The 26,277-nt window shown below is 72.2% G+C and carries 24 protein-coding genes and 2 pseudogenes; 14 read left to right on the forward strand and 12 right to left on the reverse strand.

The features are described 5' to 3' along the window. Positions 1-38: 38 nt before the first annotated feature. Entirely contained in the window at positions 39-359 is a 321-nt protein-coding gene (locus ACQPXS_RS06140) for a hypothetical protein (protein WP_351801735.1), read from the reverse strand. A 245-nt stretch (positions 360-604) separates the two neighbouring features. Between ACQPXS_RS06140 and ACQPXS_RS06145 the strand changes: the two genes are divergently transcribed. After that, positions 605-868, forward strand: coding sequence for a hypothetical protein (locus tag ACQPXS_RS06145; protein ID WP_433447703.1), 264 nt, complete (start codon positions 605-607; stop codon positions 866-868). A gap of 369 nt (positions 869-1,237) precedes the next feature. Here ACQPXS_RS06145 and ACQPXS_RS06150 read toward each other — a convergent pair whose 3' ends face one another. Then, positions 1,238-2,443, reverse strand: coding sequence for a hypothetical protein (locus ACQPXS_RS06150; RefSeq protein WP_433447705.1), 1,206 nt, complete (start codon positions 2,441-2,443; stop codon positions 1,238-1,240). A 184-nt stretch (positions 2,444-2,627) separates the two neighbouring features. Here ACQPXS_RS06150 and ACQPXS_RS06155 point away from each other — a divergent pair, with 184 nt between their 5' ends. Continuing rightward, positions 2,628-4,073, forward strand: coding sequence for a glyceraldehyde-3-phosphate dehydrogenase (locus ACQPXS_RS06155; RefSeq protein ID WP_351801739.1), 1,446 nt, complete (start codon positions 2,628-2,630; stop codon positions 4,071-4,073). Between the two features lie 73 nt (positions 4,074-4,146). Here ACQPXS_RS06155 and ACQPXS_RS06160 read toward each other — a convergent pair whose 3' ends face one another. The 3 genes and pseudogenes from ACQPXS_RS06160 to ACQPXS_RS06170 form a co-directional block, all read right to left on the reverse strand. After that, entirely contained in the window at positions 4,147-6,108 is a 1,962-nt protein-coding gene (locus tag ACQPXS_RS06160) for a collagenase (RefSeq protein ID WP_433447709.1), read from the reverse strand. 147 nt (positions 6,109-6,255) lie between these two features. Further along, a complete protein-coding gene (locus ACQPXS_RS06165; RefSeq protein WP_433447711.1) occupies positions 6,256-7,209 on the reverse strand; it encodes a LysR family transcriptional regulator in 954 nt (317 codons plus the stop codon). Positions 7,210-7,692: 483 nt separating this feature from the next. After that, positions 7,693-8,040: pseudogene (locus ACQPXS_RS06170) on the reverse strand (NAD(P)-dependent oxidoreductase); the annotation flags it as partial. A 2-nt stretch (positions 8,041-8,042) separates the two neighbouring features. Here ACQPXS_RS06170 and ACQPXS_RS06175 point away from each other — a divergent pair. After that, positions 8,043-8,285 (forward strand): hypothetical protein, encoded by a 243-nt coding sequence (locus tag ACQPXS_RS06175; protein ID WP_433447713.1) that lies wholly within the window; start codon positions 8,043-8,045, stop codon positions 8,283-8,285. Here the strand turns inward: ACQPXS_RS06175 and proS are convergent. After that, the gene (proS, locus tag ACQPXS_RS06180; protein WP_433447715.1) at positions 8,279-9,691 is read right to left on the reverse strand and encodes a proline--tRNA ligase; all 1,413 of its coding nucleotides are present in this window, start codon (positions 9,689-9,691) and stop codon (positions 8,279-8,281) included. The genes ACQPXS_RS06175 and proS overlap by 7 nt on opposite strands. Before the next feature lie 160 nt (positions 9,692-9,851). Here proS and ACQPXS_RS06185 point away from each other — a divergent pair, with 160 nt between their 5' ends. The 5 genes from ACQPXS_RS06185 to ACQPXS_RS06205 all read left to right on the forward strand — a co-directional run bounded on the left by ACQPXS_RS06185 (position 9,852) and on the right by ACQPXS_RS06205 (position 15,559). After that, a complete protein-coding gene (locus ACQPXS_RS06185) occupies positions 9,852-11,384 on the forward strand; it encodes an alpha-N-arabinofuranosidase (RefSeq protein ID WP_433447717.1) in 1,533 nt (510 codons plus the stop codon). 12 nt (positions 11,385-11,396) lie between these two features. After that, positions 11,397-12,713, forward strand: a complete 1,317-nt coding sequence (locus ACQPXS_RS06190) for a glycoside hydrolase family 27 protein (RefSeq protein WP_433447719.1) — start codon at positions 11,397-11,399, stop codon at positions 12,711-12,713. Between the two features lie 2 nt (positions 12,714-12,715). Then, positions 12,716-13,723, forward strand: coding sequence for a LacI family DNA-binding transcriptional regulator (locus ACQPXS_RS06195; RefSeq protein ID WP_433447721.1), 1,008 nt, complete (start codon positions 12,716-12,718; stop codon positions 13,721-13,723). A 76-nt stretch (positions 13,724-13,799) separates the two neighbouring features. Then, positions 13,800-14,369 (forward strand): TetR/AcrR family transcriptional regulator, encoded by a 570-nt coding sequence (locus tag ACQPXS_RS06200; protein ID WP_433447723.1) that lies wholly within the window; start codon positions 13,800-13,802, stop codon positions 14,367-14,369. Positions 14,370-14,392: 23 nt separating this feature from the next. Next, entirely contained in the window at positions 14,393-15,559 is a 1,167-nt protein-coding gene (locus ACQPXS_RS06205; protein ID WP_433447725.1) for a GDSL-type esterase/lipase family protein, read from the forward strand. 15 nt (positions 15,560-15,574) lie between these two features. Here ACQPXS_RS06205 and ACQPXS_RS06210 read toward each other — a convergent pair whose 3' ends face one another. Both ACQPXS_RS06210 and ACQPXS_RS06215 read right to left on the reverse strand, forming a co-directional pair. After that, a complete protein-coding gene (locus tag ACQPXS_RS06210; protein ID WP_433447727.1) occupies positions 15,575-16,333 on the reverse strand; it encodes a class F sortase in 759 nt (252 codons plus the stop codon). Positions 16,334-16,537: 204 nt separating this feature from the next. After that, complete coding sequence (locus tag ACQPXS_RS06215) at positions 16,538-17,284, reverse strand: hypothetical protein (RefSeq protein WP_433447729.1); 747 nt, start codon at positions 17,282-17,284, stop codon at positions 16,538-16,540. 574 nt (positions 17,285-17,858) lie between these two features. Here ACQPXS_RS06215 and ACQPXS_RS06220 point away from each other — a divergent pair. Continuing rightward, the gene (locus ACQPXS_RS06220; protein WP_433447731.1) at positions 17,859-18,794 is read left to right on the forward strand and encodes an SCO6745 family protein; all 936 of its coding nucleotides are present in this window, start codon (positions 17,859-17,861) and stop codon (positions 18,792-18,794) included. Positions 18,795-18,864: 70 nt separating this feature from the next. Here ACQPXS_RS06220 and ACQPXS_RS06225 read toward each other — a convergent pair whose 3' ends face one another. Continuing rightward, complete coding sequence (locus ACQPXS_RS06225; protein ID WP_433447733.1) at positions 18,865-19,458, reverse strand: tRNA-dependent cyclodipeptide synthase; 594 nt, start codon at positions 19,456-19,458, stop codon at positions 18,865-18,867. A gap of 16 nt (positions 19,459-19,474) precedes the next feature. Continuing rightward, positions 19,475-19,537, reverse strand: a pseudogene (locus ACQPXS_RS06230) (hypothetical protein); the annotation flags it as partial. A 244-nt stretch (positions 19,538-19,781) separates the two neighbouring features. Here ACQPXS_RS06230 and ACQPXS_RS06235 point away from each other — a divergent pair. The 4 genes from ACQPXS_RS06235 to ACQPXS_RS06250 all read left to right on the forward strand — a co-directional run bounded on the left by ACQPXS_RS06235 (position 19,782) and on the right by ACQPXS_RS06250 (position 22,937). After that, positions 19,782-20,624: a fructosamine kinase family protein gene (locus ACQPXS_RS06235; RefSeq protein WP_433455727.1), complete on the forward strand. Its 843-nt coding sequence runs from the start codon at positions 19,782-19,784 to the stop codon at positions 20,622-20,624. Between the two features lie 183 nt (positions 20,625-20,807). Next, positions 20,808-20,999: a putative ATP-grasp-modified RiPP gene (gene tgmA / locus ACQPXS_RS06240; RefSeq protein WP_020938095.1), complete on the forward strand. Its 192-nt coding sequence runs from the start codon at positions 20,808-20,810 to the stop codon at positions 20,997-20,999. A gap of 16 nt (positions 21,000-21,015) precedes the next feature. Further along, complete coding sequence (gene tgmB, locus ACQPXS_RS06245) at positions 21,016-21,999, forward strand: ATP-grasp ribosomal peptide maturase (RefSeq protein WP_433447736.1); 984 nt, start codon at positions 21,016-21,018, stop codon at positions 21,997-21,999. 35 nt (positions 22,000-22,034) lie between these two features. Further along, positions 22,035-22,937, forward strand: coding sequence for a Gfo/Idh/MocA family protein (locus tag ACQPXS_RS06250; protein WP_433447738.1), 903 nt, complete (start codon positions 22,035-22,037; stop codon positions 22,935-22,937). 101 nt (positions 22,938-23,038) lie between these two features. Here the strand turns inward: ACQPXS_RS06250 and ACQPXS_RS06255 are convergent, their stop codons facing one another. Beyond that, positions 23,039-23,881 (reverse strand): lipocalin-like domain-containing protein, encoded by an 843-nt coding sequence (locus ACQPXS_RS06255; RefSeq protein ID WP_433447740.1) that lies wholly within the window; start codon positions 23,879-23,881, stop codon positions 23,039-23,041. Between the two features lie 37 nt (positions 23,882-23,918). Continuing rightward, positions 23,919-24,857: a GNAT family N-acetyltransferase gene (locus tag ACQPXS_RS06260; protein ID WP_433447742.1), complete on the reverse strand. Its 939-nt coding sequence runs from the start codon at positions 24,855-24,857 to the stop codon at positions 23,919-23,921. 301 nt (positions 24,858-25,158) lie between these two features. Here ACQPXS_RS06260 and ACQPXS_RS06265 point away from each other — a divergent pair, with 301 nt between their 5' ends. Continuing rightward, complete coding sequence (locus ACQPXS_RS06265; protein WP_433447744.1) at positions 25,159-26,265, forward strand: PP2C family protein-serine/threonine phosphatase; 1,107 nt, start codon at positions 25,159-25,161, stop codon at positions 26,263-26,265. Positions 26,266-26,277: the final 12 nt, after the last annotated feature.

Below are 26,277 nucleotides of genomic sequence, written 5' to 3' on the forward strand. Positions count from 1 at the left end.
TGATCGCGCCCCGCGAGCGGTCGTGGTACGGCCCCCGGTCAGCGCACCTCGGAGTCGATCCCGGTGATCACGGCGGGCCCCAGCGCCGCGCTCCGCTCGTCCAGTCCTGCGTCCTGGAGGGCGGAGCCGGCGAGCCGGCGGGCCTCCTGCTCGGCGTGCCGGCCGGTGTCCGCCTGCACGGTCAGCCGGAGGGTGAAGGTGTTGTCCTCATTGACACGGAGCACGTCCAGGCCCTCGGCGTTGCCCATCCGGGTGCCGTGCGGATCGGCGGGCCTGAGCGCCCTGGCCAGGCGGGTCCGGGTGTCCGTCCCGATGTCCGCGGTGAAGGTGCCGGGAACGCTGATCACGTAGGTCGTCATGACGATCCTTTCCTCGGGCGTCCCCCCGCCTACCCCGATTCACGGCACTTCGCACAACGCCGTCCGTCGGCCGTACGGCGTACGGGCCCGTGTCGGGGCCGAGGCGGCACCGGGCCGAAGTGGGAGATTACGGCTGCGACTTCGGTCCGCTTCCCCCCACATCCCCCCTGTCACTGCTCAGGAAAGCCGTCTTCATGCGCCCGCGCCGTCCGCTCGTCGCCGTTCTCGGCGGGCTCGCCCTAGCTATGACCACCTCGGGAGCCGCCCTCGCCGCCGACGGCACGTTCCTCTGGGTGGGCGCCGGGAACAAGACGTTCGCCCTCGACGACCCGCCGGAGCACAGGTGCTTCGACATGGCCCAGGAAGCGCGCGGAGCGGGCAACGCGACGAAGAAGCCGCTGGTCGTCTACTCGCGGAAGAGGTGCAAGGGGTCGGCGCTGCGGCTGGCCCCGGGCAAGGCGGCGCCGATCGACCCGCCCTTCGCCAGCGTGGTCTTCGACCCGCGCTGACCACCGCCTCGCCGCGCCGCCTGCTGTGCCCTCACCTTCCTCTCACCGCCGATCACGGACGTGCCCGGGTCCGGGCGCGCGACGTCGGCGCTGAACGTGGACGTCGCCCTGGGTACGGCCCCGGGCGGCACCTCGACCGGCGGTGGCCGCCCCGGGCGCCGTGAGGCCGCCGTAGACGACCACGGCGTGGGCCGGCCGGACCCGCCAGGTGCGGGTCAGTACCCGGGCCATCGGGATGAGCAGCAGGAACCGCGGCTTGGAGGAGAAAGAGCCGGACCCGCGGCGCCTCGACGGGCGCCGTGCCGGCGGTCACGGCGGTCGCCGCCCCGGGCGCCGTACGCGAGCGGGAGCGGTGAGCGGGGTGGTGGCTCACAGGGGGGAGCGGGCCACCACCGTCACGAAGGCGCCGAACAGCAGGGACACGACGGTGAGACCGCCGAAGACGACCACGGCGTGGGCCGGCCGGACCCGCCAGGTGCGGGTCAGGGCCCTGGCCATGGGGATGAGCAGCGGGAAGGCGGGCAGCAGGAACCGCGGCTTGGAGGAGAAGGAGCCCGAGCCGCCGATCACGAGCAGAATCAGGACGCCGGCGAAGACCACCAGGGCCAGCGGGGCGCGTTCCAGGCACAGCAGCGCGAACAGCAGCACACCGGCCGCGACGATCACCAGGGCCGCCGGATAGACGGCGCCCCCGCCGTGCAGCAGCAGGGCCTTCAGGAAGCGTGCCGAGCCGACACCGAAGTCGAAGCGCGAGTCCCAGGCACTCTGCACCTTGAAGTAGCCGCCGAGCAGGTCCCCCGTCTGGCTGCCCACCCACAGCACATACCCGAGCCAGCCCAGCGGGGCGAGCACGGCACCGGCCCACAGGCTCACCGGGACCCGGCCGCGCCGGCGCAGCGCCTCGTGGGCGGCGGCGAGGGAGACGGCCACCGCCACCGCGAAACCGCTGGGCCGGGACAGGCCCGCCAGCGCGGCCAGCGCACCGGCCCACAGCCAGCGGCCCTTGAGCACGCAGTACAGGGACCAGACGGCGAGGGCCGCGAACAGCGACTCGGTGTAGGCGATGGTCAGCTCGACGGAGTGGGGCATGGCGGCCCAAAGGGCGACCAGCGCGGTGGCGACCCCGCGGCCGTAGAGGAGGTGGCCGATGACGTACACGCCGTACGCAGCCACCACCGCGGCGGTCCAGGCGATGAGCAGGGCGGCCTGGCCCGGGGTGAACGGCAGCACGGTCAGCGCCCTGATCAGCCCCGGGTACAGCGGGAAGAACGCCCAGTCGCTCTGGACGGCGCCCTGCGGGGTGATCCAGATCTTGTGGCCGTAGCCCTGGGCGGCGATGTGCAGATACCAGCGGGAGTCCCAGGAGTGGGCGAGGCTTCTGACGAGCGAGTGGCCCCTGACGGCGTTCGTGACGATCACCATGAGGACCCCGGCGAGCCGCACGGCCACGAACAGGGCGAGGGCCGGCAGTGCCCCCTCGGGGATCCCGCGCCGGGCGATCCATGGCAGGTTCGGGGGACGGAAAGGACGGGACGGGGCAGCCGCTTCGGGCCGCGGTACTGAGGAGGTGCTCACTCTGTTGACCTTGGGCACGCCAGGTAAGACGGGCAATCCGCGACTCGGGTTTCTCACGCACTTCCACCCTGATTCAGGAATCAGTCAAGGAACGGGTGCAAATCCCTTACTCCGCCACCCCCGGAAGGAGCAGGTGAGGGGTGTGGTTACCATATGAGCGCTGCCTAGCTCGAAAGATGGATCCGTGACTGTCAACGACGACTCGTTCACCAACTGGAAGATCCGCGAGGAGATCGCGGAGTCGATGATCCCGCTCATCGGGAAGCTGCACCGCGAGCGGGACGTGACCGTCCTGCTGCACAGCCGCTCCCTGGTGAACAAGTCGGTGGTCAGCATCCTCAAGACGCACCGCTTCGCCCGGCAGATCGCCGGCGAGGAGCTCTCGGTCACCGAGACCATGCCGTTCCTCGAGGCCCTCACCGCCCTCGACCTCGGGCCCTCCCAGATCGACCTCGGCATGCTCGCCACGCGGTACAAGGCCGACGAACGCGGCCTGAGCGTGGCGGAGTTCACCGCCGAGGCCGTCGCCGGTGCCACCGGCGCCAACAAGATCGAGCGCCGTGAGCCGCGCGACGTCGTCCTGTACGGCTTCGGCCGCATCGGCCGGCTCGTCGCCCGTCTGCTGATCGAGAAGGCGGGCTCCGGCAACGGCCTGCGCCTGCGCGCCATCGTGGTGCGCGGCGGCGGCGCCCAGGACATCGTCAAGCGCGCCTCGCTGCTGCGCCGCGACTCCATCCACGGGCAGTTCCAGGGCACGATCACGGTCGACGAGGACAGCAGCACGATCGTCGCCAACGGCAACGAGATCAAGGTGATCTACGCCGACGACCCGTCGCACGTGGACTACACCGAGTACGGCATCCGGGACGCCATCCTCATCGACAACACCGGCAAGTGGCGCGACCGCGAGGGCCTGTCGAAGCACCTGCGCCCCGGCATCGAGAAGGTCGTGCTGACCGCGCCGGGCAAGGGTGACGTGCCGAACATCGTGCACGGCGTCAACCACGACACCATCAAGCCGGACGAGCAGATCCTGTCCTGCGCCTCCTGCACCACCAACGCCATCGTCCCGCCGCTGAAGGCGATGGACGACGAGTACGGTGTGCTGCGCGGCCACGTGGAGACCGTGCACTCGTTCACCAACGACCAGAACCTGCTGGACAACTACCACAAGTCCGAGCGCCGTGGCCGCTCCGCGCCGCTCAACATGGTGATCACGGAGACCGGTGCCGCCTCCGCCGTCGCCAAGGCGCTGCCGGACCTCAAGGCGAAGATCAGCGGCAGCTCGATCCGCGTCCCCGTGCCGGACGTGTCGATCGCGATCCTCAACCTGCAGCTGGCCCGCGAGACCACCCGCGATGAGGTCCACGACTACCTGCGCGAGGTGTCGCTGACCTCGCCGCTCAAGCGCCAGATCGACTTCATCACGGCGCCCGACGCGGTCTCCAGCGACTTCATCGGCTCGCGCCACGCCTCGATCGTGGACGCCGGCGCCCTGAAGGTCGACGGCGACAACGCCATCCTCTATCTCTGGTACGACAACGAGTTCGGCTACTCCTGCCAGGTGGTCCGGGTCGTCCAGCACGTGTCGGGCGTGGAGTACCCGACGTACCCGGCGACGGCGGTCTGATCCCCTTCGCCCACACGTGTACGGCCGCCGACCGGGGTCTTCCGGTCGGCGGCCGTCGTGCTGGGGCGCGCGGTCAGGCCTTGGCCGGCCTGGCGCAGGCGCCCGCGGCACACGCGGTGAGCCACTGGTCGAAGTCGGCGTCGTAGCGGGTGCCGATGCCGTCGTGGTAGACGGCGTATCCGCCGGCGTAGTCACCGACGCGGAAGCGGGCGAGCATGCGCTGGACGTCGTCGGGATGGCGCTCGGTCATGTACCGCACGGCGAGGTAGCCCCACGGGTAGGTGCGGACCACGTCGCTGTTGTCGTAGGTGCTCTGGAACAGGGTGCTCAGCTTGTACGTGTGCCTGGCTGCCTCCTGGATTGCCTGGTCGTCGGCGAGGCCGCGGTAGGTGTAGGACACGTACTCGGCCACGCCCTCGATCCACCAGATGTCCGGCACGGAGATCTGCTGGTCGAAGGCGCCCTTCATGTCGTCGCGGCCGTCGAGGAAGTGCGTGTACTCGTGGTTCAGGTTCCAGATCCGGGCCGGGAAACCGTCGTCGTAGTTCTTCTGGTACATGATCGACGTGACGTGGTTGGCCGGGTCGGACGGGTCGCCGTCCAGGGTCATGCCGCCGTTGTCGGTGCTGATGCCGTAGATCGGGCCCGCGTAGGTCTGGTAGTCGGCGCGGCCGGCGAAGACCACGAGCCGGATGGTGGACGCGTACTGGCCGGGTATCGCCGCGCCGGCCTTCACCACGCCGCGGAAGTAGGCGCTCTGGCCAAGCACGCTCGCGCAGGCCGCGTCGAGGTCGGCGGCGGTCAGCGACTGGGCGAGGATGGCGACGTCCGCGTCGCACTGGCGGCTCACCGGCAGGACGGCCTTGGTCAGCTTGGCGGGCAGGTCGCAGATGTCGTAGTAGGCGCAGTTGGCGCTGTCGTAGGCGTTCGCCTGCGTGGCCACGGCCACCCAGAGCCCGGCCGTGGGGCCGGTCATCGCGGTCTCGGCCAGCAGGTCCTTGGTCAACGGGCGGACGACGTCCCGCAGTTCGGGGTGCTCGACGTAACGGGCCAGGTTCATCCCGGCGTTGGAGTCCAGGAACGCCCGGTCGGTGCCGAGCAGATCCGTGTTGGCGAGCGCGAAGTCGTCCAGGGTGTCGATGATGCGGGTGTCGGCCTCGACCGCCTTGACGTAGTCGGGGTTCCAGTTGCCGCGCCACAGCGGTGTGTAGACGTCGTTGACGGCCCTGACCATGCTGTCCACGGAGTCGTAGGTGCTGTCGTAGTCGTTCAGCAGCCGCCGGTAGACCGGGAGATAGCGGCCCTGCTGGTCGGCGCTGTCGGTGAGGATGACGGTCTCGCCGAGGATGTCGCCGTTGACCGCCGTGACGTCACGCGAGTGCGAGCGGGCGAAGAAGGCGTCCAGACCGGCCGTGACGGCCGTGGTGAGGCGGGCGGTGTAGGGGCCCACGTCCCCCGGGTGGTTGAACTGCACGTAGTAACCGGCCCGCAGGAAGAGGACCAGCTGTTCCAGGCCGCCGGAGTCGTCGCCGCGGTACAGCTTGGCGGTGCGGGTGTAGGCGGCCGCCACGCTGAGCATCTGGGCCTGCCGGAAGACGTCGTGCGCGTCCTTGCCGGTCACCGGGAAGAGGGTGTTGACGCAGTCCGTGGACGAGGCCTTCACGAACGACACGAGGGCGGAGCCGCTACGGCTGCCGAAGTCGGCCGGAGTGCAGGAGGCCGCCAAGGCCGCCCTTCGGGCCGGATGCGCCGCGAGGGGCTGCAGCGGCGGGAGTTGGGCCGCGCTGAGCCGCCGGGCCCGGCTCGCGGGGTGCTCGGTGACGGAAGTGGTCGCACCGGTCGGCGACGGCTTGGACGCGTGCTGGCGGGGCGCGGTGACGGCCTGGTCGTGCGGCTCCTGCGGTGCCGCCACCGCCGGGGCGGACAGCAGGCCCGCCACGGTGACACAGACGACCGCGGCGCCGGCCAGGCGTGCGGCCGTACGCGGGTGGCTGCGGCCGGGCACGCGTCTGGGCAGCGCGAGGCGATAGCGCATCTGGATTCCTCCACGAAGGGATGCGCCTCTGTGGGGTGTTGAGGCGTGTGAGGCACTGTCTCAGCGGGCGACCCGCCCCAACAATGCCGTGTGACATAGCACATGACACTGCCCGCACATAACATCGCGGTGTGCCGTTGACCTGCGCTACGCCCGGGTGCCGCTCCAGGTGCGCGAGGCCCAGGCCCGCAGATGGGGGGCCTGCGCGACGAGGTCGCGGTAGGCGGCGGTCGCGGACTGGGACAGCGCCTCCACGACCTCCTCGGTGACGGTGTCGGGCCGCCAGGCCAGCACATAGCGGCACCACAGCGGCGAACCGACCAACGGTCTTACCACGACATGCGGGATCGGCCGCAGCGTCGGCTGTACGAGCGACACGCCCAGGCCGTCGGCGATCATGCTCTGCAGCTGGGTCTGGTCGCCGAGGAACTCGTGCACGGTGACCGGTGTGAACCCGGCCGCCGCACAGGCGTCGTAGAACACTCCGGGCCAGCCGGCGCCGTCGTCCGGGGTCACGAACCACGCGTCCTCGGCCAGGTCGGCGAGCTGGACCTGGGCGCACTGCCGCAGCCGGTGCCGGGAGGGCAGGGCCACGAACGTCGGCTCTGTGACGATCCCCCGGTGCCGCACCGCGCCCGAGTGGCGCAGCTCCATGCCCGGGTAGTCGGCGGCGATGGCCGCGTCCACCGCACCCTGCTCCAGCAGTTCCACGATCCGCGAGGAGGCGTAGACGCTGGTGACGGCGAGGGACACCTCCGGCAGCCGGGTGCGGACACGGGAGACCGTGCCGGACAGCATGGGCGAGTTGGTCGCCGCCACGCGCAGGGTACGGCGGGCCCGCGCGGCTGCCGGGCGGTGACCGATGGCATTGGCGCGAGTCAGCACGTCACGGGCCTGGGCGACGACCTCGGCGCCGTAGGGGGTGGGCCGCACCCCGCTCGTGCCGCGCTCGAAGAGCGGCTCGCCGAGGTGGCGCTCGATGCGCCGCAGCTGGGTGCTCACGGCGGGCTGCGAGTAGCCGAGCTGTGCCGCGGCGCGACCCACACTGCCGGCGTCGGCGATCGCGCACAGCACCCGCAGGTGCCGCAGCTCCAGCTCCATCGCTCCACTCCCCGTCTCCGTCCCCGGCCGGTCCCGGGAGATCGTCCGCCTCTCCGGTGAAACCGGTGCTCACGGCCGCGGCCGGCCGTGGTCGCGACCGGCGGACGGAAGCGTCGCACTGTGCCGCGCCGGGCACAAGTCGCAGGTCCGCCGACCTGGGGGACGCCGGGTTCGAGGGCCTGACCGTCCCTCGCGTGAGGTCCGAGCAACTCAGCGACCCGCTGCGCCCGTCCGGGCCGCACGGTCCCGCCGCGGTGGGGTTTCAGCGGCGGCCGAGGGCGTCGTCGAGCCCGAGCCACAGCCGTGCTGGCGCGCCGACGATCCCCTGCTCGACTCGTCCGGTGCGGAGGGACATCCGTCCAGGCGGGTGGGTGGGTGAGGCGGCCGGCCGGGGCGTACGGGACGACGCGGTGCCGTCCCTCCCCATGGCTCCGGACCCGCCGGGTCCGCCGCCGCCCCGGCCCACCCCCGGCCCCGACCCGCTCAGTTCCGGCCCAGCACCTCCGCGACCCGGATGAAGTCGTCCGCGCCGTGGCCGAGGCCGATGGCGCGCGGGGCCATGCCTCCCACGGCGCGCATCACGCCCGCGTCGATGCCGTGGGCCTCGGAGACGTCGACGACATGGGCCATGGTGGAGGCGGCCGAGGCAAGGGGGTTGACCGCCCCGGAGTAGGAGCCGTCGTCGGCGTCCCGCGCGAGCTTGGCGAACAGCCGCGGCCGGATCGCGCCGATGCCCTGGGCGAAGGGTGCGAGCTCCCCGCCGGTGACGCCCTCGGCCCGGGCGAACGCCACGGCGTGGGCCTAGCCGGCCACCGCCGCCCGGAACAGGTCTCATGACGGTCGCCGACACCACCCCCGGCGGCAGGCTCGTCTTCCACGCCTTCGCCGCCCGCGACCTGCTGCCCGACGCCGGCCGCCCCCTCACCTCGATCGCCAAGCGGCCCGCGCAGCCGACGACGCCCGGCGCACCACCGGCCACATCCGACGGTCAGGCGCCCGGCACGGACGGACCGGCCCGCCCCGTCCAGCGGACGAGCGCACCGCGGCCGTCCGGGGGCGCCCGCTCCCCTCAGTAGGCCCGTGCCACCACCGCCACATTCCCCGGCTGGTCCTCGCTCTCCGGCGCCGAACCGTCCGCTGCGAGCAGGCACCGCACCGACACGCCCCGTTCGGCGAGCCTCGCCTCGCCCTCCGGGCCCAGCGTGGCCCAGGGGATGCGGGCCCAGCCGGTGGCGGCGGCCTCCGCGGCCTCCTCGACGGAGGTCACCTCGACCGTGCGCTCCTCGCGGCGCCGGCGGGACTGCTCCAGCAGCAGCGCCTGGTCGTCCTCCAGCACCCCGGGCAGGAGCGCGGCCAGTGCCTCGGCCGCGACCGGCTCCTTGGTGCCCGGGATCCGGCGGACCAGCACGGCGCTGCCGTGCTCCACATCACGGGGCCCCACCTCGATCCGCACGGGCACGCCCTTCAGCTCCCAGTCGACGGCGCGCCGGCCGAACGGCACGTCCGTACGGTCGTCGACGTGGACGCGTACGCCCGCCTCCCTCAGGCGCTCGCCGATCGCGCGGACGCGGGCCGGCACCTCCTCGTCGCCCTTGACGGCGATGACCACCGCCTGGACCGGCGCCAGACGGGGCGGGACGCGCAGCCCGTCGTCGTCGCCGTGCGTCATGACCAGCGCGCCGATCATGCGGGTGGTGGAACCCCAGGAGGTCTGCCAGACGTACTCCTGCCGGCCGTCCTGCGTCACGAACTGGGTGCGGAAGGGCTTGGCGAAGTTCTGGCCCAGCTCGTGGCTGGTGACCATCTGGAGGGCCTTGCCGTCGCCCATCATGCTCTCGAGGGTGAGGGTGTTGATCGCTCCGGCGAACCGTTCCCTGGCCGTCTTGCGTCCGGAGACGAAGTCCATGGCGAGGACATCGCGCAGGAACGTGCCGTAGACCTCGCTCTGGACGCGAGCCGCGAAGGCGCGCGCCTCCTCGTACGTGGCGTGCGCGGTGTGGCCCTCCTGCCACAGGAACTCGGTCGTGCGCAGGAACAGACGCGGGCGCAGCTCCCAACGCACCACGTTCGCCCACTGGTTGATCAGCAGGGGCAGATCGCGGTAGCTCTGCACCCACTTGGCGAAGTACTCGTTGACGATCGTCTCGGAGGTGGGGCGGACCACGACGGGCTCCTCCAGCTCCTTGCCGCCCGCATGGGTGACGACCGCGAGCTCGGGCGCGAAGCCCTCGACGTGCTCGGCCTCCCTCGTCAGATACGACTGAGGGATGAGCAGCGGGAAGTAGGCGTTCTGGGTGCCGGTCGCCTTGATCCGGGCGTCCATCTCCTGCTGCATCCGCTCCCACAGGCCGTACCCGTACGGTCGGATGACCATGGTGCCGCGCACCGGGCCGTTGTCGGCCAGCTCCGCCTTGGTGATCAGGTCCTGGTACCAGCGCGGGAAGTCGTCCGCCCGGGGTGTGAGTACGGGTGCCTTTGCCATGCCGGGGAGAGTAGGTCCCGGCTCCCGCCGTCTGCGAGTCAATTTCGGCCCGCGCCGGCGCCTCTTCGCCCCCTTGGCGCTCCCCCTTGACGCTCCCCCGTCCCGATGCGAATTTTTATCGATACAAACGATGCGAACGATCTCGGATTGGAGTACGTGCGTGCCCACCGCCACCGCGATCATCAACCTCGACATCGAGGGTCCGAGGATCAGCCGTCATCTGTACGGGCACTTTGCCGAGCATCTGGGGCGCTGCGTCTACGGCGGGTTCTGGGTCGGCGACGACTCCCCGATCCCGAACGCGGGCGGTATCCGCCTGGACGTCGTCGAGGCGCTGCGCGCCCTGCGCATCCCCAACCTGCGCTGGCCGGGCGGCTGTTTCGCCGACGAGTACCACTGGAAGGACGGCATCGGGCCGCGTGAGGAGCGCCCCCGGATGGTCAACACCCACTGGGGCGGCGTGGAGGAGAACAACCACTTCGGCACCCATGAGTTCATGGCGCTGTGCGAACTGCTCGGCGCGGAGCCGTACATCAGCGGCAACGTGGGCAGCGGCACCGTCCGGGAGATGAGCGAGTGGGTCGAGTACCTCACCCGCGACGGCGACAGCCCGATGGTGCGGCTGCGCAAGGAGAACGGGCGCGAGGAGCCGTGGCAGGTGCGCTTCTGGGGCATCGGCAACGAGACCTGGGGCTGCGGCGGCAACATGCGCGCCGAGTACTTCGCGGACCTCGCCCGCCAGTACGCGACGTACTGCCGCGACCACGGTGACAACAAGCTGTACCGGATCGCCTCGGGCGCCTCCGACGAGGACTACCAGTGGACCGAGACGCTGATGCGGCAGATCAACTGCTTCGGCTGCGAGGCCGCTCCACGCACCTACTACCAGGCCCTGTCCGTCCACTACTACACGCTGGCCGGGCCCTGGGAGGCCAAGGGCAGCGCCACGGTCTTCGACACCGACGACTACTACCGCACGATGGTCTCGGCCCGGCGCGTCGACCGCGTTCTCACCGGTCACTCCACCGTCATGGACTGCTACGACCCCCGGCGCACCGTCGGTCTCGTACTGGACGAGTGGGGCACCTGGTGGGACGTCGAGCCGGGCACGAACCCCGGTTTCCTGTTCCAGCAGAACACCTTGCGTGACGCGCTCGTCGCGAGCACCCACTTCGACGTCTTCCACCGGCACGCCGCCCGTCTGGTGATGGCCAACATCGCGCAGACGGTCAACGTCCTGCAGGCCATGCTGCTCACCGACGGGGACGCGCTGGTGCGGACCCCGACGTACCACGTCTTCGAGATGAACAAGGGCCATCAGGACGCCACCTCGCTCCCCGTCCATCTGCGCGTGGACGGCGCGCGGCGCCGGGTCGGCGAGACCGAGCTGGAGACGGTGTCCGTCTCGGCCAGTGTCAAGGACGGCACGCTCCTGATCTCGCTGAGCAACCTGGACGCCGAGGAGCCCGCCGAGGTGACCCTGGACCTGCGCGGCGGCCGGATCGGGGAGGCACGGGCGCGGATCCTCACCGCCGACAAGCCCCAGGCGCACAACACCCCGCAGACACCGGAGGCGGTGGCGCCGCGCGCCTTCGACGGCGACGGCGTCCGGGTCACGGACCGGGGACTGGCGCTGACCCTGCCGCCGCACTCCTTCGTGACCGTCCGGGCACCCATGACCGTGGCGAGCTGAGCGGAGGCGACCGTGGACCGACCCCTCCCCGACCGGCGACTGCGTCCCCCGATGGGCTGGAACAGCTGGGACTGCTACGGCACGACCGTCACCGAGCGGGAGGTCCTCGCCAACGCGGAGTTCCTGCGGGACCACCTGCTTCCGCACGGCTGGGACATGGTGGTGGTGGACATCCAGTGGTACGAGCCCACGGCCCGTGCCCACGGCTACAACGCGGACGCGCCCCTGGTCCTGGACGCGTACGGCCGCCAGCTCCCCGCGCCGAACCGGTTCCCCTCCGCCGCCGGCGGGGCCGGCTTCGCCCCGCTGGCCCGGCGGGTGCACGACCTCGGGCTGCGTTTCGGTCTGCACATCATGCGGGGCATACCGCGCCGGGCCGTGGCCGCCCGACTGCCCGTCGCCGGCACGGAGTTCACGGCCGACGAGATCGCCGACACCGGCTCGGTCTGCCCCTGGAACTCCGACAACTTCGGCCTGGACCACGACCACCCGGGCGCCCAGGCCTACTACGACTCCCAGGTCGCCCAATTCGCTTCCTGGGGCGTGGACTTCGTCAAGGCCGACGACATGCTCTTCCCGTACCACGGGCGGGAGATCGCCGCCTACGCACGGCCGATCGAGCGCAGCGGCCGGCCGATCGAGCTGAGCCTGTCCCCCGGCACCGACGTGTCCCTCGCCCGGCTGGAGCATCTGCGGGAGCACGCCACCATGTGGCGGGTCTGCGACGACCTGTGGGACCGGTGGGAGGACGTCGAGGCCCAGTTCGCCCGGATGGCGCGATGGGCACCCTGGCAGGGCCCAGGCGGCTGGGCGGACGCCGACATGCTGCCGCTCGGCCGTATCGGCATCCGCGCCGAACGCGGCGAGGACCGGCTGTCCCGGCTCACCCGGCCCGAACAGATCAGCCTGCTCACCCTGTGGCTGATCTCCCGTTCGCCGCTGATGATGGGCGGTGACCTGCCGAGCAGCCCGCCGAAGACCGTCGAACTCCTCACCAACGACGAGGCGTTGGCCGTGCTCATGCACGGCACCGGCAACCGCGAGGTGCTGCGCGAGGGCGACCTGGTGCTGTGGACCGCCCGTGACACCGACGGCCGTACCCGTTACGCCGCCGTGTTCTCCCTGGCCGACGGGCCCCGCCGGTACGAGGTGCCGCTCGGCTCGATCGATGCCCGCCCGGCCGATCGCGTCCGCGAGCTGTGGACCCGTACCGGCGTGGCGCACGACGGCCGGTGCCTGACGGTCGACCTGCCCGCCCATGGGGCCGCGCTCTGTCGTCTCGCGGAGGACGGCGTGCGTCCTTCCTCGCAGGACACCGGGCAGGAGTGAGCGTGGCGACGATCCAGGACGTGGCGAAGGCGGCCGGCGTGTCGGCGATGACCGTCTCCAACGTCATCAACGACCACCCCCACGTCCGCCCCGCCACCCGCGAGCGCGTCCTGGCGGCGATGGCCCGGCTCGACTACCGGGTCAACGTGGCGGCCCGCAACCTCCGCAAGGGCCGCACCGGCACCATCGGCCTCGCGGTGCCCGAGGTGAACCGCCCGTACTACGGCAGGCTGGCCGAGGCCATCATCGCCGCGGCGGGCCGGCACGGGCTGCGGGTGGGCATCGAGCAGACCGGGGCCCGCCGGGAGAACGAGCTGGCGGCGCTGTCCCAGTCCCGCAACCGGCTCTACGACGGGCTGATCCTGAGCACCGTCGGCATGGGCCCGGCCGACGTCGGGGCGCTCGAGGTGGACCACCCGGTGGTGATCCTCGGCGAGCGGATCTTCGGCGGGCCGGTGGACCATGTCGCCATGCCCAACGTCGAGGCGTCGGCGGCGGCCACCCGGCATCTGGTCGAGCGGGGCTGCCGGCGGGTGGCCCTGGTGTGCGGGCGGCTGCGGGACGAGATCGACGTGTCGAGCCTGCGGCACTCCGGCTACCGGCAGGCGCTGGCCGCCGCCGGTCTGCCCGGGGATCCGGAGCTGGTGCGGAGCGTGGCCGCGCTCACCATGGAGGCGGGGGCCCGGCAGGCGCGCGCGATGGTGGCGGACGGGCTGGACTTCGACGGCGTGTTCTGTGTGACGGACACCGTGGCGATGGGCGTGCTGCGCGGTCTCGCGGACGCGGGGGTGCGGGTGCCGAAGCAGGTCAAGGTGATCGGTTTCGACAACGTCGACGAGAGCGCGTTCCTCGTCCCGTCGCTGTCCACGGTGGACCCGGACCACGACCTGATGGCGGAGCGGGCCGTCGCCCTGCTCGTCGCGCGACTGAACGGGGCGGGGCCGCCGGCGGAGAAGGAGGAGTTCGTCGGACCCTTCTCCCTGGTGATCCGTGAGTCCACAGGCGACTGATCCCTTAATCGCCCCTCCATTTGCCTAAAGCTTTTAGGAACCTCCATAATCGCTTATGGCAGAGGAGGGAGACATCATGGTGCGCGCAGGCCTGACCACCGAGCGCCTGGTCCGTGCGGGCGCGGAACTCGCCGACGAGGTCGGTTTCGACCAGGTGACCGTGTCGGCGCTGGCCCGGCGCTTCGACGTCAAGGTCGCGAGTCTGTACTCGCACCTGAAGAGCTCCCAGGACCTGAAGACCCGGATCGCGCTGCTCGCCCTGGAGGAGCTGGCCGACCGCGCCGCCGACGCGCTCGCCGGCCGGTCCGGCAAGGATGCCCTCGCCGCCTTCGCCGATGTCTACCGCGACTACGCCCACCGGCACCCCGGCCGCTATGCGGCGGCCCGGCACCCGCTGGACCCCGAGACGGCCGCCGCGAGCGCCGGCCCCCGGCACGCGCAGCTGACGCGGGCGATCCTGCGCGGCTACGACCTCGCCGAGCCCGACCAGACGCATGCGGTCCGGCTCCTCGGCAGCGTCTTCCACGGCTACGTCAGCCTGGAGACGGCCGGCGGATTCAGCCACAGCGCCCCCGACTCGCAGGAGTCCTGGACACGCGTCCTCGACGCCCTCGATTCCCTGCTGCGCAACTGGCCCACCCCCTGACCCCGGAAACGCAGGCCGACACCATGCACACCACCCCGCTCACCCCCGAACTCGTGCGCGGCGCCCTCGATCTGGAACGCACCGACCGGGGCCTGCTGCCGCACCGGCTGCCGGCCCGCGCCCGCGCGCAGTGCGCCGACCCTCAGCTCGCCATGGCGGAGTCCCAGCCCTCCGGTGTACGGCTGGTCTTCCGCACCCGCGCGACCACCGTCGAGCTGGACACCCTGCCCACCAAGCGGGTCTACGTCAGCGCACCGCCGCGCCCGGACGGCGTGTACGACCTGCTCGTCGACGGACGTCCGGCCGGCAGCGGCCGGGTCGCCGGCGGCAACACGCTCACCATCGACATGACCGCCGGTACGGCCGAGCACCGGCCGGGCCCGGTCGGCACCGTGCGCTTCTCCGGGCTGCCCGACACCGCCAAGGTCGTGGAGATCTGGCTGCCGCACAACGAGACGACCGAACTCGTCGCCCTGCGCACCGACGCGCCCGTGGCAGCCGTACCGCACCACGGCCGCAAGGTGTGGCTGCACCACGGCAGTTCCATCAGCCAAGGCTCGGACGCCGCGAGCCCGACCGGCACCTGGCCGGCGCTCGCCGCGTCCCTCGGCGGGGCGGAGCTGATCAATCTCGGGCTGGGCGGCAGCGCCCTGCTCGACCCGTTCACCGCGCGCGCCCTGCGCGACACGCCGGCCGATCTGATCAGCGTCAAGCTCGGCATCAACGTGGTCAACGCGGATCTGATGCGGCTGCGTGCGTTCGGTCCCGCCGTCCACGGCTTCCTCGACACCATCCGCGACGGGCACCCCGACACGCCGCTGCTCGTCGTCTCGCCGATCCTGTGCCCCATCCACGAGGACACGCCGGGCCCCAGCCTCCCGGACTTCGCCGGCCTGAGCGAGGGGCGGCTGCGGTTCCGGGCCGCCGGCGACCCGGCGGAGAAGGCGAGCGAAAAACTCACCCTGGGAGTCGTCCGGGAGGAACTGGCCCGGATCGTGCGCGACCGGGCCGCGGAGGACCCGCGGCTGCACTACCTCGACGGCCGTGAGCTGTACGGCGAGGCCGACTTCGGCGAGCTGCCGCTGCCCGACGGCCTGCACCCGGACGCCGCCGCGCACCGCCGGATCGGCGAGCGGTTCGCGGCGCTGGCGTTCGGGCCGGGCGGCCCCTTCACGGGCGGCGTCGCCTGATCCGTACGGGCCCGCTCACACCAGGTGGGCGAAGATCACGAGGTTGTCCTTGTAGTCCTTCGCGGCGTGGTCGTACTGCCCCGCGCAGGTGATCAGCCGCACCTCGGGGCGCCGGGCGTCGGCGTACACCCGCTTGCTGGGGAAGTCGTCCTTGGCGAAGGTCTCCTGGTCGTCCACGACGAATTCGGCGTCGCGTCCGTCGGCGCGCTCCACGGTGAAGTGGTCGCCGGGCTTCAGCTCGTTCAGACGGGCGAAGACGGCCGCGGAGGTCTTCGTGTCGACGTGCCCGGCGATGATCGCGGTGCCCATCTCCCCGGGCGAGGCGCCCCCGGCGTACCAGCCGACGAGGTTGGTGTCGCCCGCCGGTGGCGGGTTGAGCTGCCCCGAGGCGGCGAGCGTCAGGGTGGTGAAGGGGGCGTCCACGGCGATCTTCGGAATGCGCAGACGGGTCGGTTTGGACCTGGGCAGCCCCGTGCCGGGCTGCTGTGGTTCGGCGTGCTGCGGTTCGGCGTGCTGGGGGGCGCCCTGCTCCGGGGCGAACTGCTGCGGATCGACCTGCTGTGGATCGGCCGGGGCGGCGACACTCGTGCCCCCGCCCGCACCCGCGGTACGGGACGCCGGCGGCGAGCCGTCCGAGGTGTGGTTGCCGCCGAACACGCTGACGGTCAGGAGGACGATCGCCACGCCCAACAGCGTCAGCCGCCCGCCGCGGCCGGAACTCCGCCCGTCTTCCTGCGGTTTCGCGGAGGTCGGGGAGGAGGGATCTGCTGCCATCGGACACCACCTCACTCGGGCACGGCAGCACGGGGATCTGGACAAGGGCGCCGGAACGTCTCCGGGCGCGCGGGGAGGGACGTACTGGGGCGCCTGCACGAAGAGACGGAGTGCGCACAGACGTGGGGGAAAGCTCGCAGGTGCGGGCCGCCGACGCGATGGGCGCGCCGACGGCGGCCGCAGCCTCTCTGGGGAATCGTTCGGTCAGGACGCCGGCTGACCGGCCTTCTTGCGGCGCAGCAGGTACATGCCGCCTGCGCCCACTGCCAGCACGGCCAGGCCGCCCGCAGTGACACCCGGAGTCGCGAGCGCGCCGCCGCCGGTGTGCATGCCACCGTGCGGCCTGTCGTGGTCGCCACCACCGTCGTCCCAGCCGCCGTCACCACCGTCGTCCCAGCCGCCGTCACGACCGCCGTAGCCGCCGCCGTCACGACCGCCGTACCCGCCGCCGTCGCCGCCCGGGCCCCAGTCGTCACCGCGCACCGTGGCGAGCGCACCGCCACCGGTGTGGACACCGCCACGCGGCCCGTGGTGCCCGCGGCCCCTGTCGTGGTCGCTCCCGCCCTGGTCGCCGTCCCACCCGTCGTCGTCGCCCCGGCCGGGCTCGTCGTCGTTCCCGTGGTCGTCGCCCCGGCCGTGGTCCTCACCCCGACCGTGGTCGTCGTCATCGCCCCGGTCGTCACCTCGCACCATGGCCAGTGCTCCGCCACCGGTGTGGATTCCACCGCGCGGCTCGTCGTGTCCACGGTCCCCGCCGTGGTCGTCTCCGTGATCATCGTCGTGGTCGCGACCCTGGTCCTCGTCGGAGCCCCAGTCGTGTCCTTGGTTGTAGGAGGAGTCGTCTCGGCCCCCGTCGTCGCCCGCCGGAACGGCGAAGGCGGCGCCGGGCGCGCCGAAGGCCAGTGCGGCGGTAGCGGCCGCCGTGGCCAGAATCATGCGGGCAGAACGCATAGCGATGTCCTTCCGTCGTGGCCGGGCAGCGGATCCGTCATCAGCTGGATAGACCGGTCCTCGACATGAACCACCGTCAGCGAGTACGCATGCTCACACCATTCGAGCCACCCAGCCGAGTCACCGCGCCACCCGTCTGTCCCAGCGATCACGCCTTCGTGGCCCGCCGTCCGGGCGAATCTCCCGGCGTGTCGCACTGCCCTCGCCCGGGGTCGGCGGCCGGTCCCCCGAGCGACGTACTCCCACCGGATCGATCGGGTCGTACGGCCGTGTGGGGACTCCTGGTCTGAATCCGACACTCCATCAATTCCGGCAGCACCCCTGCGACCCGGCCCGCCCGACGGCCTGATCCGGTACGCCGACAGCTCCCGTCGGATCGGCAGGATCACCGCGCGGGGCACGATCACCACCTTCCGGGTGCCGGACGGCGCCGCCAGGTGCCCTTCCGTGTGGCGACGGGCCCCGACCGGGCCGTGTGGTTCACCGAACTGATCGGCAACGCCATCGGCCGCGTCCGGCCGCTGCGCGGGTGAGATCCGGCCGGTCCGGCTCGGGAGGTCCCGTTCCTCTTGTTATGACCGCCGTCATAACGCAGGCTGGTGCCGACGGCTCGACGCGGCGGGAGGAAGCGGTGGCGGACGCGATGGCGCGGGTCCTGTGGGAGAGGTACGAACCGGTGCACGATCTCGTGTACTTCGCACCGGAGGTGCACCGGGCGGCGAACGCGCTCGGGATGCGCGGCTTCTGGATGGGGTACTTCGCGCTGCGCGCCGCACCGCTCGGCGCGGTCCCGCCGTCCGTCGTGACGAGCTGCTTCTACGTCTTCCACTCCTCCCGCGTGGCCCGGGCCCTGCCGGACGCCTGGGCGTACGCGACTCCCGCCGAGGTGCTGGCCGCCCGTCAGGACGCCCTGGACGCGGCGATGACCGGCCTGTTCGGACCGGACACCGTCGGCTCGGCCGAGTTCGCCGAGGCCGCCGACCTCGCCTGGGAGGCCGCCGCGGCGGCGGACACCGCGGGGCGGGTGCTGGCCGCCGCCAACCAGGCGCTGGAGCGTCCCGACCGGCCCACCGCACGACTGTGGCAGGGCCTGACGACCCTGCGGGAGCACCGGGGCGACGCGCATGTCGCGGTGCTGGTGAGTCAGGGGCTGGGGCCGGTCGAGGCCATGGTGCTCAAGGCGGCCGCCGGCGAATCCGACGGGGCGTTCCTGCGGGAGACGCGCAAGTGGGAGAAGGCGGACTGGGATGCGGCCGGGGCACGCCTGCGGGAGCAGGGCCTGCTCGAAGAGGACGGTTCCCTCACTCCGGGCGGCGCGTCCGTGCGCGCGGAGGTGGAGACACTGACGGACGCGGCGGCCGAACGACCCTGGACCGCCCTCGGCACCGACCGCACGACGCGCCTGGCCGACCTGCTGGACCCGCTGGCCCACATGGTCGAGACCTCGGGCCTCCTGCCGCCGGGCAATCCGGTGGGCCTGACCCGGGGCACGCACCCGGCCGGTCACTGACGGAACTCCGGACGCGCCCGCCGGGAACCGCCGCCGGGCGCGCACCGGCAGCCCACCGCCCGGCCTCGGGTCAGGTGACGGGGGTGACGATGGCGTGGCCCTGGTCGCGGGAGGCGCGCAGGCCGGCGCCACGGGAGTACAACAGCTCGGCCATCGGCAGCAGTTGGTGGTAGCAGTTGAGCGAGGAGGGCACCTGGAGGATGGCGGGGGTGTCCAGGAACAGCGGCGCCTCGGCGCACACGTACTCCAGGCACACGGCCCGCTGCCGCTCGGTCGGCGTCTCGCCACGCGCACTGAGGAAACGATTCACCAGGGCGTCGCACACGGCCCGGAAGACTCCGTCGGAGGCCAGGCGGGCCTTGAGCTGCCGATGGATGTCCTGGTAGGCGGGGTTGGTGCGGAACTCGGACATCCGGTGCCAGTCCGTCCGCAGGCCCTGCGGGTCGGCCGCCGACACCGCGTCACGGACCTTGGCGCGCACACCGCGCACGTTCTTCACCGCCTTGCGCCGGGCCTCGTCCGGTGGGTAGCCGGACGCCTCGTACATCTCGGCGACGTACTGATCGGTGTGGACGAAGTCGACCCTGTCGAAGTGGTCCAGTCCCCAGCGGGCGAGGTCGTGCAGGCGGCGGGCGGAGAAATAGCTGTTGCCCGGGGGACACACCGATCACGGCGTGCGCGCCCTCGCCCAGGATGACTTCGCAGTGGGAGGTGTACGGCTGGACTTCGATGACGTCGGCCATCAGCACGGATGCTGTGGTCAAGGGGAAATCCTCCGCCGCGCGCTAGTCCCGGTCGGGCCCTGTGCCCCTGGTGTGGCGACGCGGCGCCCTCACGCTAGTACGGATTCAGCACGGGTAGTTACCACCTGGGTTTGACCGAAAACAGTCATAGCAATGGTCGAAGTCCGCTCCTGCGGGCCCCCGTTGCGGGACATACGCTGGGGGCGTGACCGACCGAGACGAGCATCGCGAGGATCCGGGAGAGGTGGCGTCCCGGCTCACCGGACGCCCGGTCACCGGCGCACGGGCGGTCCCCGGGTCGCCGGCCGAGGTGACGCTGGACGGCGGCACTTCGGTGATGGTCAAGCGGGGTGACGCCCCAGGGGCCGTACGTGCGGAGGTGGCGGGGCTGCGCTGGCTGGCCGCGGCCAAGGCGGTCCGGGTGCCGGCGGTGCTCGGTCACGACGAGCGCTGGATGGTGACGGAGCGGGTGCCGACCGGGCGGCCCGACCCGGAGGCGGCGCATCGTTTCGGCCAGGCCCTGGCCGCCCTGCACGCCGCGGGTGCTTCGGATTTCGGAGCCGCGCCGCCCGGCGGCCCCGAGCACGCGTTCATCGGCCTCGCACCCATGCGGAACGTGCCGGGCGGCGACTGGCCCGGCTGGTACGCCGAGCACCGCGTGCTGCCGTATGTGCGCGGCGCGGTCGACCGTGGCACGCTCCGCCCGGGCGAGGCGGCCGTGTTCGAGCGCCTCTGCGCGCGCCTGCCGGATCTGGCGGGACCGGCCGAGCCGCCGGCGCGGCTGCACGGCGACCTGTGGAACGGGAACGTGCTGTGGGGCGCCGACGGCGAGGTCCGGCTCATCGACCCGGCCGCGCACGGGGGTCACCGGGAGACGGACCTGGCGATGCTGGAGCTCTTCGGCTGTCCTCATCTCGAGCGGGTGCTCGCCGGGTACGAGGAGACGGCCCCGCTCGCGCCCGGCCGACGCGACCGCGTGGGCGTGCACCAGCTGTTCCCGCTGCTGGTCCACGCCGTGCTGTTCGGCCGGGGATACGCCGATCAGGCTTTGACGGCGGCCCGGAGGGCGCTGTCGCTCGCAGGGTGACCGCTTCTTTTCCCCCGCCGGAAGCGCAACGTCCGGCGCTTCTCCGGCGTCATGGGCCATGCAGGCACACCGTCTTGCGGTGCCCACCGGGGCATCCCCTCCGGCCTGTGGTTACTCAGCGTGAGGAAACCAATCACCCGTTCGATTCGTATAAGGACGTGAAAGCCGAATCAGGGAGAGACCATGCAACCGTTCACGCTCAACTACGCGCGGCCCGCTGTGCAGTTGGACGTCACCACTCCGTATGCGTATGACTCCGGACTGCAGTTGAACGTCCTCCCGGACGGGCGGATCGCCGCCACCGACCACGCGACCCTGAGAGCTCTGGGGACCACGACCTCGACGGCGGGTTCCAAGACGCACTTCGACGACTGAGCGCGGGCCTTGCAAGATGACCGTGCTCATCCTGACCAGTGAAGAGGACGTGACGGCGGACATGGTGGTCCTCCGGCTGGGCGAGGCCGGTGTGCCCGTCGTCCGGCTCGATCCCGCCGATCTGACCAACGGGGTGGCGCTGTCGGGCGAGTACGTGCGGGGCGCCTGCCGTGGGCATCTGTCCGTCGGCGGGCGCCTGGTGAGCATGGACGGCCTGCGCTCCGTCTGGGTGCGCAGGCCGGGCGAGGCCGCCGCCCGCGCCGCCCAGCCGTCCGCCTGGCTGACGGAGGAGTCGTCGCAGGCGCTGTACGGCATGCTGCGCACGACCGACGCGCGCTGGATGAACCATCCGGACGCGGCCCGCCGCGCCCGCCACAAGCCCTGGCAGCTGCATCTCGCCCAGAGCAGCGGCCTCGCCGTGCCGGCCACGCTGATCACCACCTTCCCGCAGGCGGCCCGGGAGTTCGCGGAGCGCTTCCCGGACCTGGTGGTCAAGCCGGTGTCCGGCGCGCATCCACAGGAGCCGCCGCGCACCGTGCCGACCAGCAGGGTCGCACCGGACACCGACTTCTCGGCGGTGGCCTTCGGTCCGACGCTGCTGCAGCGGCGGATCGCCAAACGGGCCGACATCCGGCTCACCGTCGTCGGCGACACGCTGCTGGCCGCGCGCAAGCCCGCCGACCCGGACGCCCACCCGGACGACGTGGACGTCCGTTTCACCCCGTCGGTCTCCCCCTGGCTCCCGGCGGACGTGCCCCCGCGCGTCGCCGAGGGCGTACGGCGGTACATGAGCGGCGCGGAACTGGCCTACGGCGCATTCGACTTCGCCGAGGACGCCGACGGGATCTGGTGGTTCCTGGAGTGCAACCAGTCGGGTCAGTTCGGTTTCGTCGAGATGGACACAGGTCAGCCCATCGCCGCCACGATCGCCAAATGGCTCGCCGCGGACGGGGATCCGGACGGCAGGTGTGCGGAGGCCGAGGGGAGCGCAGGCTCTTGAAGGTGCGGGGATCGGCTCTGAGAGAGGAACGCCACATGCGTATCGGACTGCTGGGGACGGGCCCGTGGGCCCAGGCGGCGTACGCCCCCGCCCTCGCCGGGCACCCCGGCGTGGAGTTCGCCGGGGTGTGGGGCCGCCGGCCGGAGGCCGCCACGGCGCTGGCCGGACAGTACGACGTCCCCGCGTACGACGACGTGGACGCGCTGCTCGCCGACGTGGACGCCGTCGCCGTGGCCCTGCCACCGTCGGTGCAGGCCGAGTTGGCGGTGCGTGCGGCCCGGGCGGGCCGTCATCTGCTGCTGGACAAGCCGCTCGCGCTGTCGGTGGCCGAGGGGCGGGCCGTGGTGGCCGCGGTCGAGCGGGCCGGGGTGGCCGCGGTGGTCTTCTTCACCGCGCGCTTCCAGAAGGAGCCGGACGCCTGGATCGAGGAACAGGCGGCCGTGGCAGGCTGGTTCACGGCCCGCGCACAGTGGCTGGGGGCCGTGTTCACCTCCGACAGCCCGTTCGCGGCCTCGCCGTGGCGGCGGGAGAAGGGCGCGCTGTGGGACGTCGGTCCGCACGCCCTGTCGGTGCTGCTGCCGGTCCTCGGCGACGTACGGCAGGTCGTGGCGGCGGCGCACGGTCCGGCGGACACCGTGCACCTGGTCCTGGACCATGCCACCGGCGCCTCGAGCAGCCTCACGCTGAGCCTGACGGCGCCGCCGGCGGCGGCCGGAGCCGATGTGGAACTGCGGGGCGAGGCGGGCGTGACGCTGATGCCGGGAAGCTCCGAAGGGGCGGTCCCCGCGCTCTCCCGGGCCACCGACGCCCTGCTCACGGCCGCCCGCACCGGTCGCCCCCATGCCTGCGACGCCGCGTTCGGCCTCCGCGTCACCGAGATCCTGGCGACCGCGCAGGCCCGCCTGACGGACGGCAGGGAGCTGAGCCCGACCGACTGACCGGTGACCGGCGACCGGGGCCGGCGGACGCGCGCCGCCGGCCTCCGGTGCCGGCGCTCGGGGTGAGCCGAACCGTTCCGGCTCACCCCGGACCCAGACGCTCAGCCGATGACGTCCGTGAATCCGTGCCCGGCGATGTCCTCTCCCGCGAGCGTGCCCGTCACCCGGCATGCACCCGTGTAGGCGCCCTGCGTGGCGAACAGCTCGCGATGGGTGATGGCGAGGGAGGCGTCGAGGCTCGGAACGGTCAGAACCCAGTGCCCGTCCCGGTCGGTTCGCCGGGCCTGGGTGATCAGATGCGAGCCGTCGGGCCTGAGCTCGGTGAGCCAGGAGGTGCCGTCTTCCCCCGCGTCCCAGACGCTCAGATACCGGCCCGCGCCGAGATCGAGCCCGAGCCAGGTGAACCGCGGCACCTCGGTGGCTCCGGAGACCCACTGGCGGTCGAACCAGGTGCGTCCGCCGACCTGGTGTGTGGTCCCCTCCACGGTGATCGTTCCCGACGTGGTCAGGCCGGGCAGCGCGTACTGCCCCGTCGTCCCGCCGAAGAAGGGGAACACACCGGCGCCTCCGTTGTAGAGCACGGGACCCTCGCGCCGAAGGCCGAGCCGAATCGAGGCGGTGTCGGTGGCACCGGACATCTCCAGCCGGTCCAGGTCCCCGCTCAGGCTCAGGACCGACGTCTTCACGTCGAGCGAGTCCGCGGACACCGTCACGCTGTCCTTGACCTCGATCGCGTGCTTGCCGTCGGTGTGGCCGTCCGGTTCCCGGAGCAGCGCGACCGTGCTGAGACAGGCGCCGTTCATCTCCATCGCGTGGATCTTCACCCAGAAGACCTTCTCGTGGTCGTGCAGCCTGGCGCTGAGCCACCAGGAGTCCGCGTCGACCGCCGAGTTCGCGGCGAGTCCGTCGGCGGCGTCGATCAGTGTGGGTCGTAACGTGGTCATCCAATCTCCTGTCGTCGGGCGGCCGTTGACGGCCGTCTCACGGCCGGTCACCACCCACGCCCAGCATGTCACCCGGCACTGACACGCCATCGGTCCAGAAGTTGATGCGCTCCCGTACGACGGGATAGCCGGCCCTGGTGAAGTGCGCGGCCATGGGAAAGTTGGTCCGGTCGGTGGCCGCGGCGATGAAGTCGGCGCCCTGGGCCGCCAGGAAGTGGGTGCACTCGGTGAGCAGGTCGTAGGCGTAGCCGTGGCCGCGCTGTTCCGGCACGACGCCGATGAAGCCGACACAGGGTCCGGACGGATTGCGCGCGGGGATGTGGATGCCGACCGGCTCGCCCTCGGGGGTGTGGGCGATCCGCCACCAGGCGCGCGGGGACGGAAACCAGTGGAAGACGTCCAGTTCCTGCTGCGCGGCCAAATCCGGCCCGCCCTCTGCGGCGGCCCGGCGGGCGTGGGCGTCGAGGGTGACCGAGTGGATGCGGCGCAGCAGGTCGTAGAAGACGGCGTCGTCCGGTTCGGCGGCGAAGGCGAGGCGGCCGGGGCGCTCGGGCAGGCCCCGGTCCGGAGTCCAGCGGTACAGGAAGCGCTCCACCAGCGGTGCGTATCCGGCCGCGCGTGCGACGGCGGTCCGGAGGTCGACGGCGGCGCGCAGTCCCGGGTCGTCGCGCCAGCCGGAGGGCAGGTCGAGTTCGAGTTCGTCGGTCCGCCAGGGCGCCGTCCGCAGGAGTTCGGCTCCGGCCTCCTCCTCGCCCTCGGCCACGTCGAACCAGTTGATCACGAGCGGCTCGGGGTCCTCGGGACGGCCCCACCAGGCGGCCCGGGCCACGGTGCGGCCGTCGCGTACGGCGATGCGCTGCCAGTCGGGGCGGTAGCGGGTGTCGCGGTGCTTGTCGCGGAGTGCCAGCGGGTCGGGCATGGTGTCGAAAAGGTGTGCGCTGCTCTCGTCGAGCGCGCGGACGACCAGGGTGGTCATGGATTCCTCCGGGAGGCGTGCCGCACGACGGCGGCGGGGATGCGCTCCCGGTCAGGCGTGGCACACCCGGGTGACGGGGAGGTGGGAGCGCAGGATGACAGTGGCCATGACGCTCGCCTCCTTCCGTCCGTCTCGGGCGTGCCGGCTGAGGCTATCCGGGCCGCGCACGGGGCGTCCACCGCTTTTCGCCGACGGCGCCCGGGACGTTCGCCGCCTGCTGCTCTCCTCTCGGCACCGACCCGCGCAGACCGCGCATATCCGGCGGGAGGCCTGGGCGCGGAGGGCGGCGTAGCTTGGGGATGTGAGATCGGTGTGCGGCGGGTTGTCGCATCGGGAGCTCGAAAATCGCGGCTGGTTGCGGGGCGCGCCACCGCCGTGGTGGGTTCGGGTGCTGCCCGTGCTGCTGCTCGGGGGCGTCACCGCGGCCACGGTGATCACTCCCGACGCGCGGGACGCCGGTTTCGTGCTGGGCGCGATTCCACCGCTGGCCGTCCTGTCGTACGGCCCGCTGGCCACCGCACTCCTCGGCGCGGGAGTGGTCGCGGTGCTGAACGTCCCGGCCACCCATCTCAACCGCCCCGGCAACACCGATCTGCTCACGATCGTGTTCGTGGCCGTCCTGAGTGTGTTCGTGTCCTATGTGCGCAGCCGCCGGGACGCCCAGCTGGACACGGAGCGGGCCATCGGCGAGGCCGTGCAGCGGGCCGTGATGCCGCTGTTGCCGGAGCGGGTCGGGAACGTGGGCTGCGCGGGCTTCTACCGGGCCGCGCAGGACGGGACGCTGGTGGGCGGGGACTTCTTCGACGTACGGGCCGGGCCGTACGGTGTGCGCGCGGTGATGGGGGACGTGCAGGGGCACGGGCTGTCGGCGGTCTCGACGGTGGTGTCGTTGCTGGGCGCGTTCCGCGAGGCGGTGCTGGACGAGCCGGACCTGGAGTCGGTCGCCGCGCGGATGGACCGCAGGCTGGCGGTGGACTCGGCGGCCGTGCGGCATGCGGAGCTGTTCGCCACGGGGGTCCTGCTGGAGTTCTCCCCCGACGGGCGGGCCGTGCGGCTGGTGACCTGCGGTCATCCGGCGCCCGTGCTGCTGCACGAGCAGGACGCCCTGGAGCTGACGGTCGTGCCGGGACCGCCGCTGGGGATCGGGCTGGTCGGCGTGGGCCCGCCGAAGGAGGTCACCGTGACGCTCGGGCCGGGCGACCGGCTGTTCCTGGCCTCCGACGGGGTGTGGGAGGCACGGGACGCCGACGGCGCCTTCTATCCGCTGCCCGCGCGCCTCGCGACCCTGACCGGCACGGCGTCCGCCGAACTGCCCGGGGCGGTGTGGACGGAGCTGGTGGGGCGGGGCTACGAGGTCCGGGACGACGTCACCATGCTGGTGCTGGCGCCCGCGCCCCCGGCGGCCTGACCGCCCCGCCGG

Origin of the sequence: Streptomyces sp. CA-142005 (assembly GCF_050942335.1) — a bacterium.
Lineage (GTDB): Bacteria > Actinomycetota > Actinomycetes > Streptomycetales > Streptomycetaceae > Streptomyces.

Excerpts from the sequence above, each read along its gene's own strand:
- ACQPXS_RS06140 (WP_351801735.1), bottom strand. The coding sequence starts at position 359 with ATGACGACCTACGTGATCAGCGTTCCCGGCACCTTCACCGCGGACATC.
- ACQPXS_RS06145 (WP_433447703.1), top strand. The coding sequence starts at position 605 with ATGACCACCTCGGGAGCCGCCCTCGCCGCCGACGGCACGTTCCTCTGG.
- ACQPXS_RS06160 (WP_433447709.1), bottom strand. The coding sequence starts at position 6,108 with ATGCGCTATCGCCTCGCGCTGCCCAGACGCGTGCCCGGCCGCAGCCAC.
- ACQPXS_RS06165 (WP_433447711.1), bottom strand. The coding sequence starts at position 7,209 with ATGGAGCTGGAGCTGCGGCACCTGCGGGTGCTGTGCGCGATCGCCGAC.
- ACQPXS_RS06175 (WP_433447713.1), top strand. The coding sequence starts at position 8,043 with ATGACGGTCGCCGACACCACCCCCGGCGGCAGGCTCGTCTTCCACGCC.
- proS (WP_433447715.1), bottom strand. The coding sequence starts at position 9,691 with ATGGCAAAGGCACCCGTACTCACACCCCGGGCGGACGACTTCCCGCGC.
- ACQPXS_RS06200 (WP_433447723.1), top strand. The coding sequence starts at position 13,800 with ATGGTGCGCGCAGGCCTGACCACCGAGCGCCTGGTCCGTGCGGGCGCG.
- ACQPXS_RS06205 (WP_433447725.1), top strand. The coding sequence starts at position 14,393 with ATGCACACCACCCCGCTCACCCCCGAACTCGTGCGCGGCGCCCTCGAT.
- ACQPXS_RS06210 (WP_433447727.1), bottom strand. The coding sequence starts at position 16,333 with ATGGCAGCAGATCCCTCCTCCCCGACCTCCGCGAAACCGCAGGAAGAC.
- ACQPXS_RS06215 (WP_433447729.1), bottom strand. The coding sequence starts at position 17,284 with ATGCGTTCTGCCCGCATGATTCTGGCCACGGCGGCCGCTACCGCCGCA.
- ACQPXS_RS06220 (WP_433447731.1), top strand. The coding sequence starts at position 17,859 with ATGACCGCCGTCATAACGCAGGCTGGTGCCGACGGCTCGACGCGGCGG.
- tgmA (WP_020938095.1), top strand. The coding sequence starts at position 20,808 with ATGCAACCGTTCACGCTCAACTACGCGCGGCCCGCTGTGCAGTTGGAC.
- tgmB (WP_433447736.1), top strand. The coding sequence starts at position 21,016 with ATGACCGTGCTCATCCTGACCAGTGAAGAGGACGTGACGGCGGACATG.
- ACQPXS_RS06250 (WP_433447738.1), top strand. The coding sequence starts at position 22,035 with ATGCGTATCGGACTGCTGGGGACGGGCCCGTGGGCCCAGGCGGCGTAC.
- ACQPXS_RS06255 (WP_433447740.1), bottom strand. The coding sequence starts at position 23,881 with ATGACCACGTTACGACCCACACTGATCGACGCCGCCGACGGACTCGCC.
- ACQPXS_RS06260 (WP_433447742.1), bottom strand. The coding sequence starts at position 24,857 with ATGACCACCCTGGTCGTCCGCGCGCTCGACGAGAGCAGCGCACACCTT.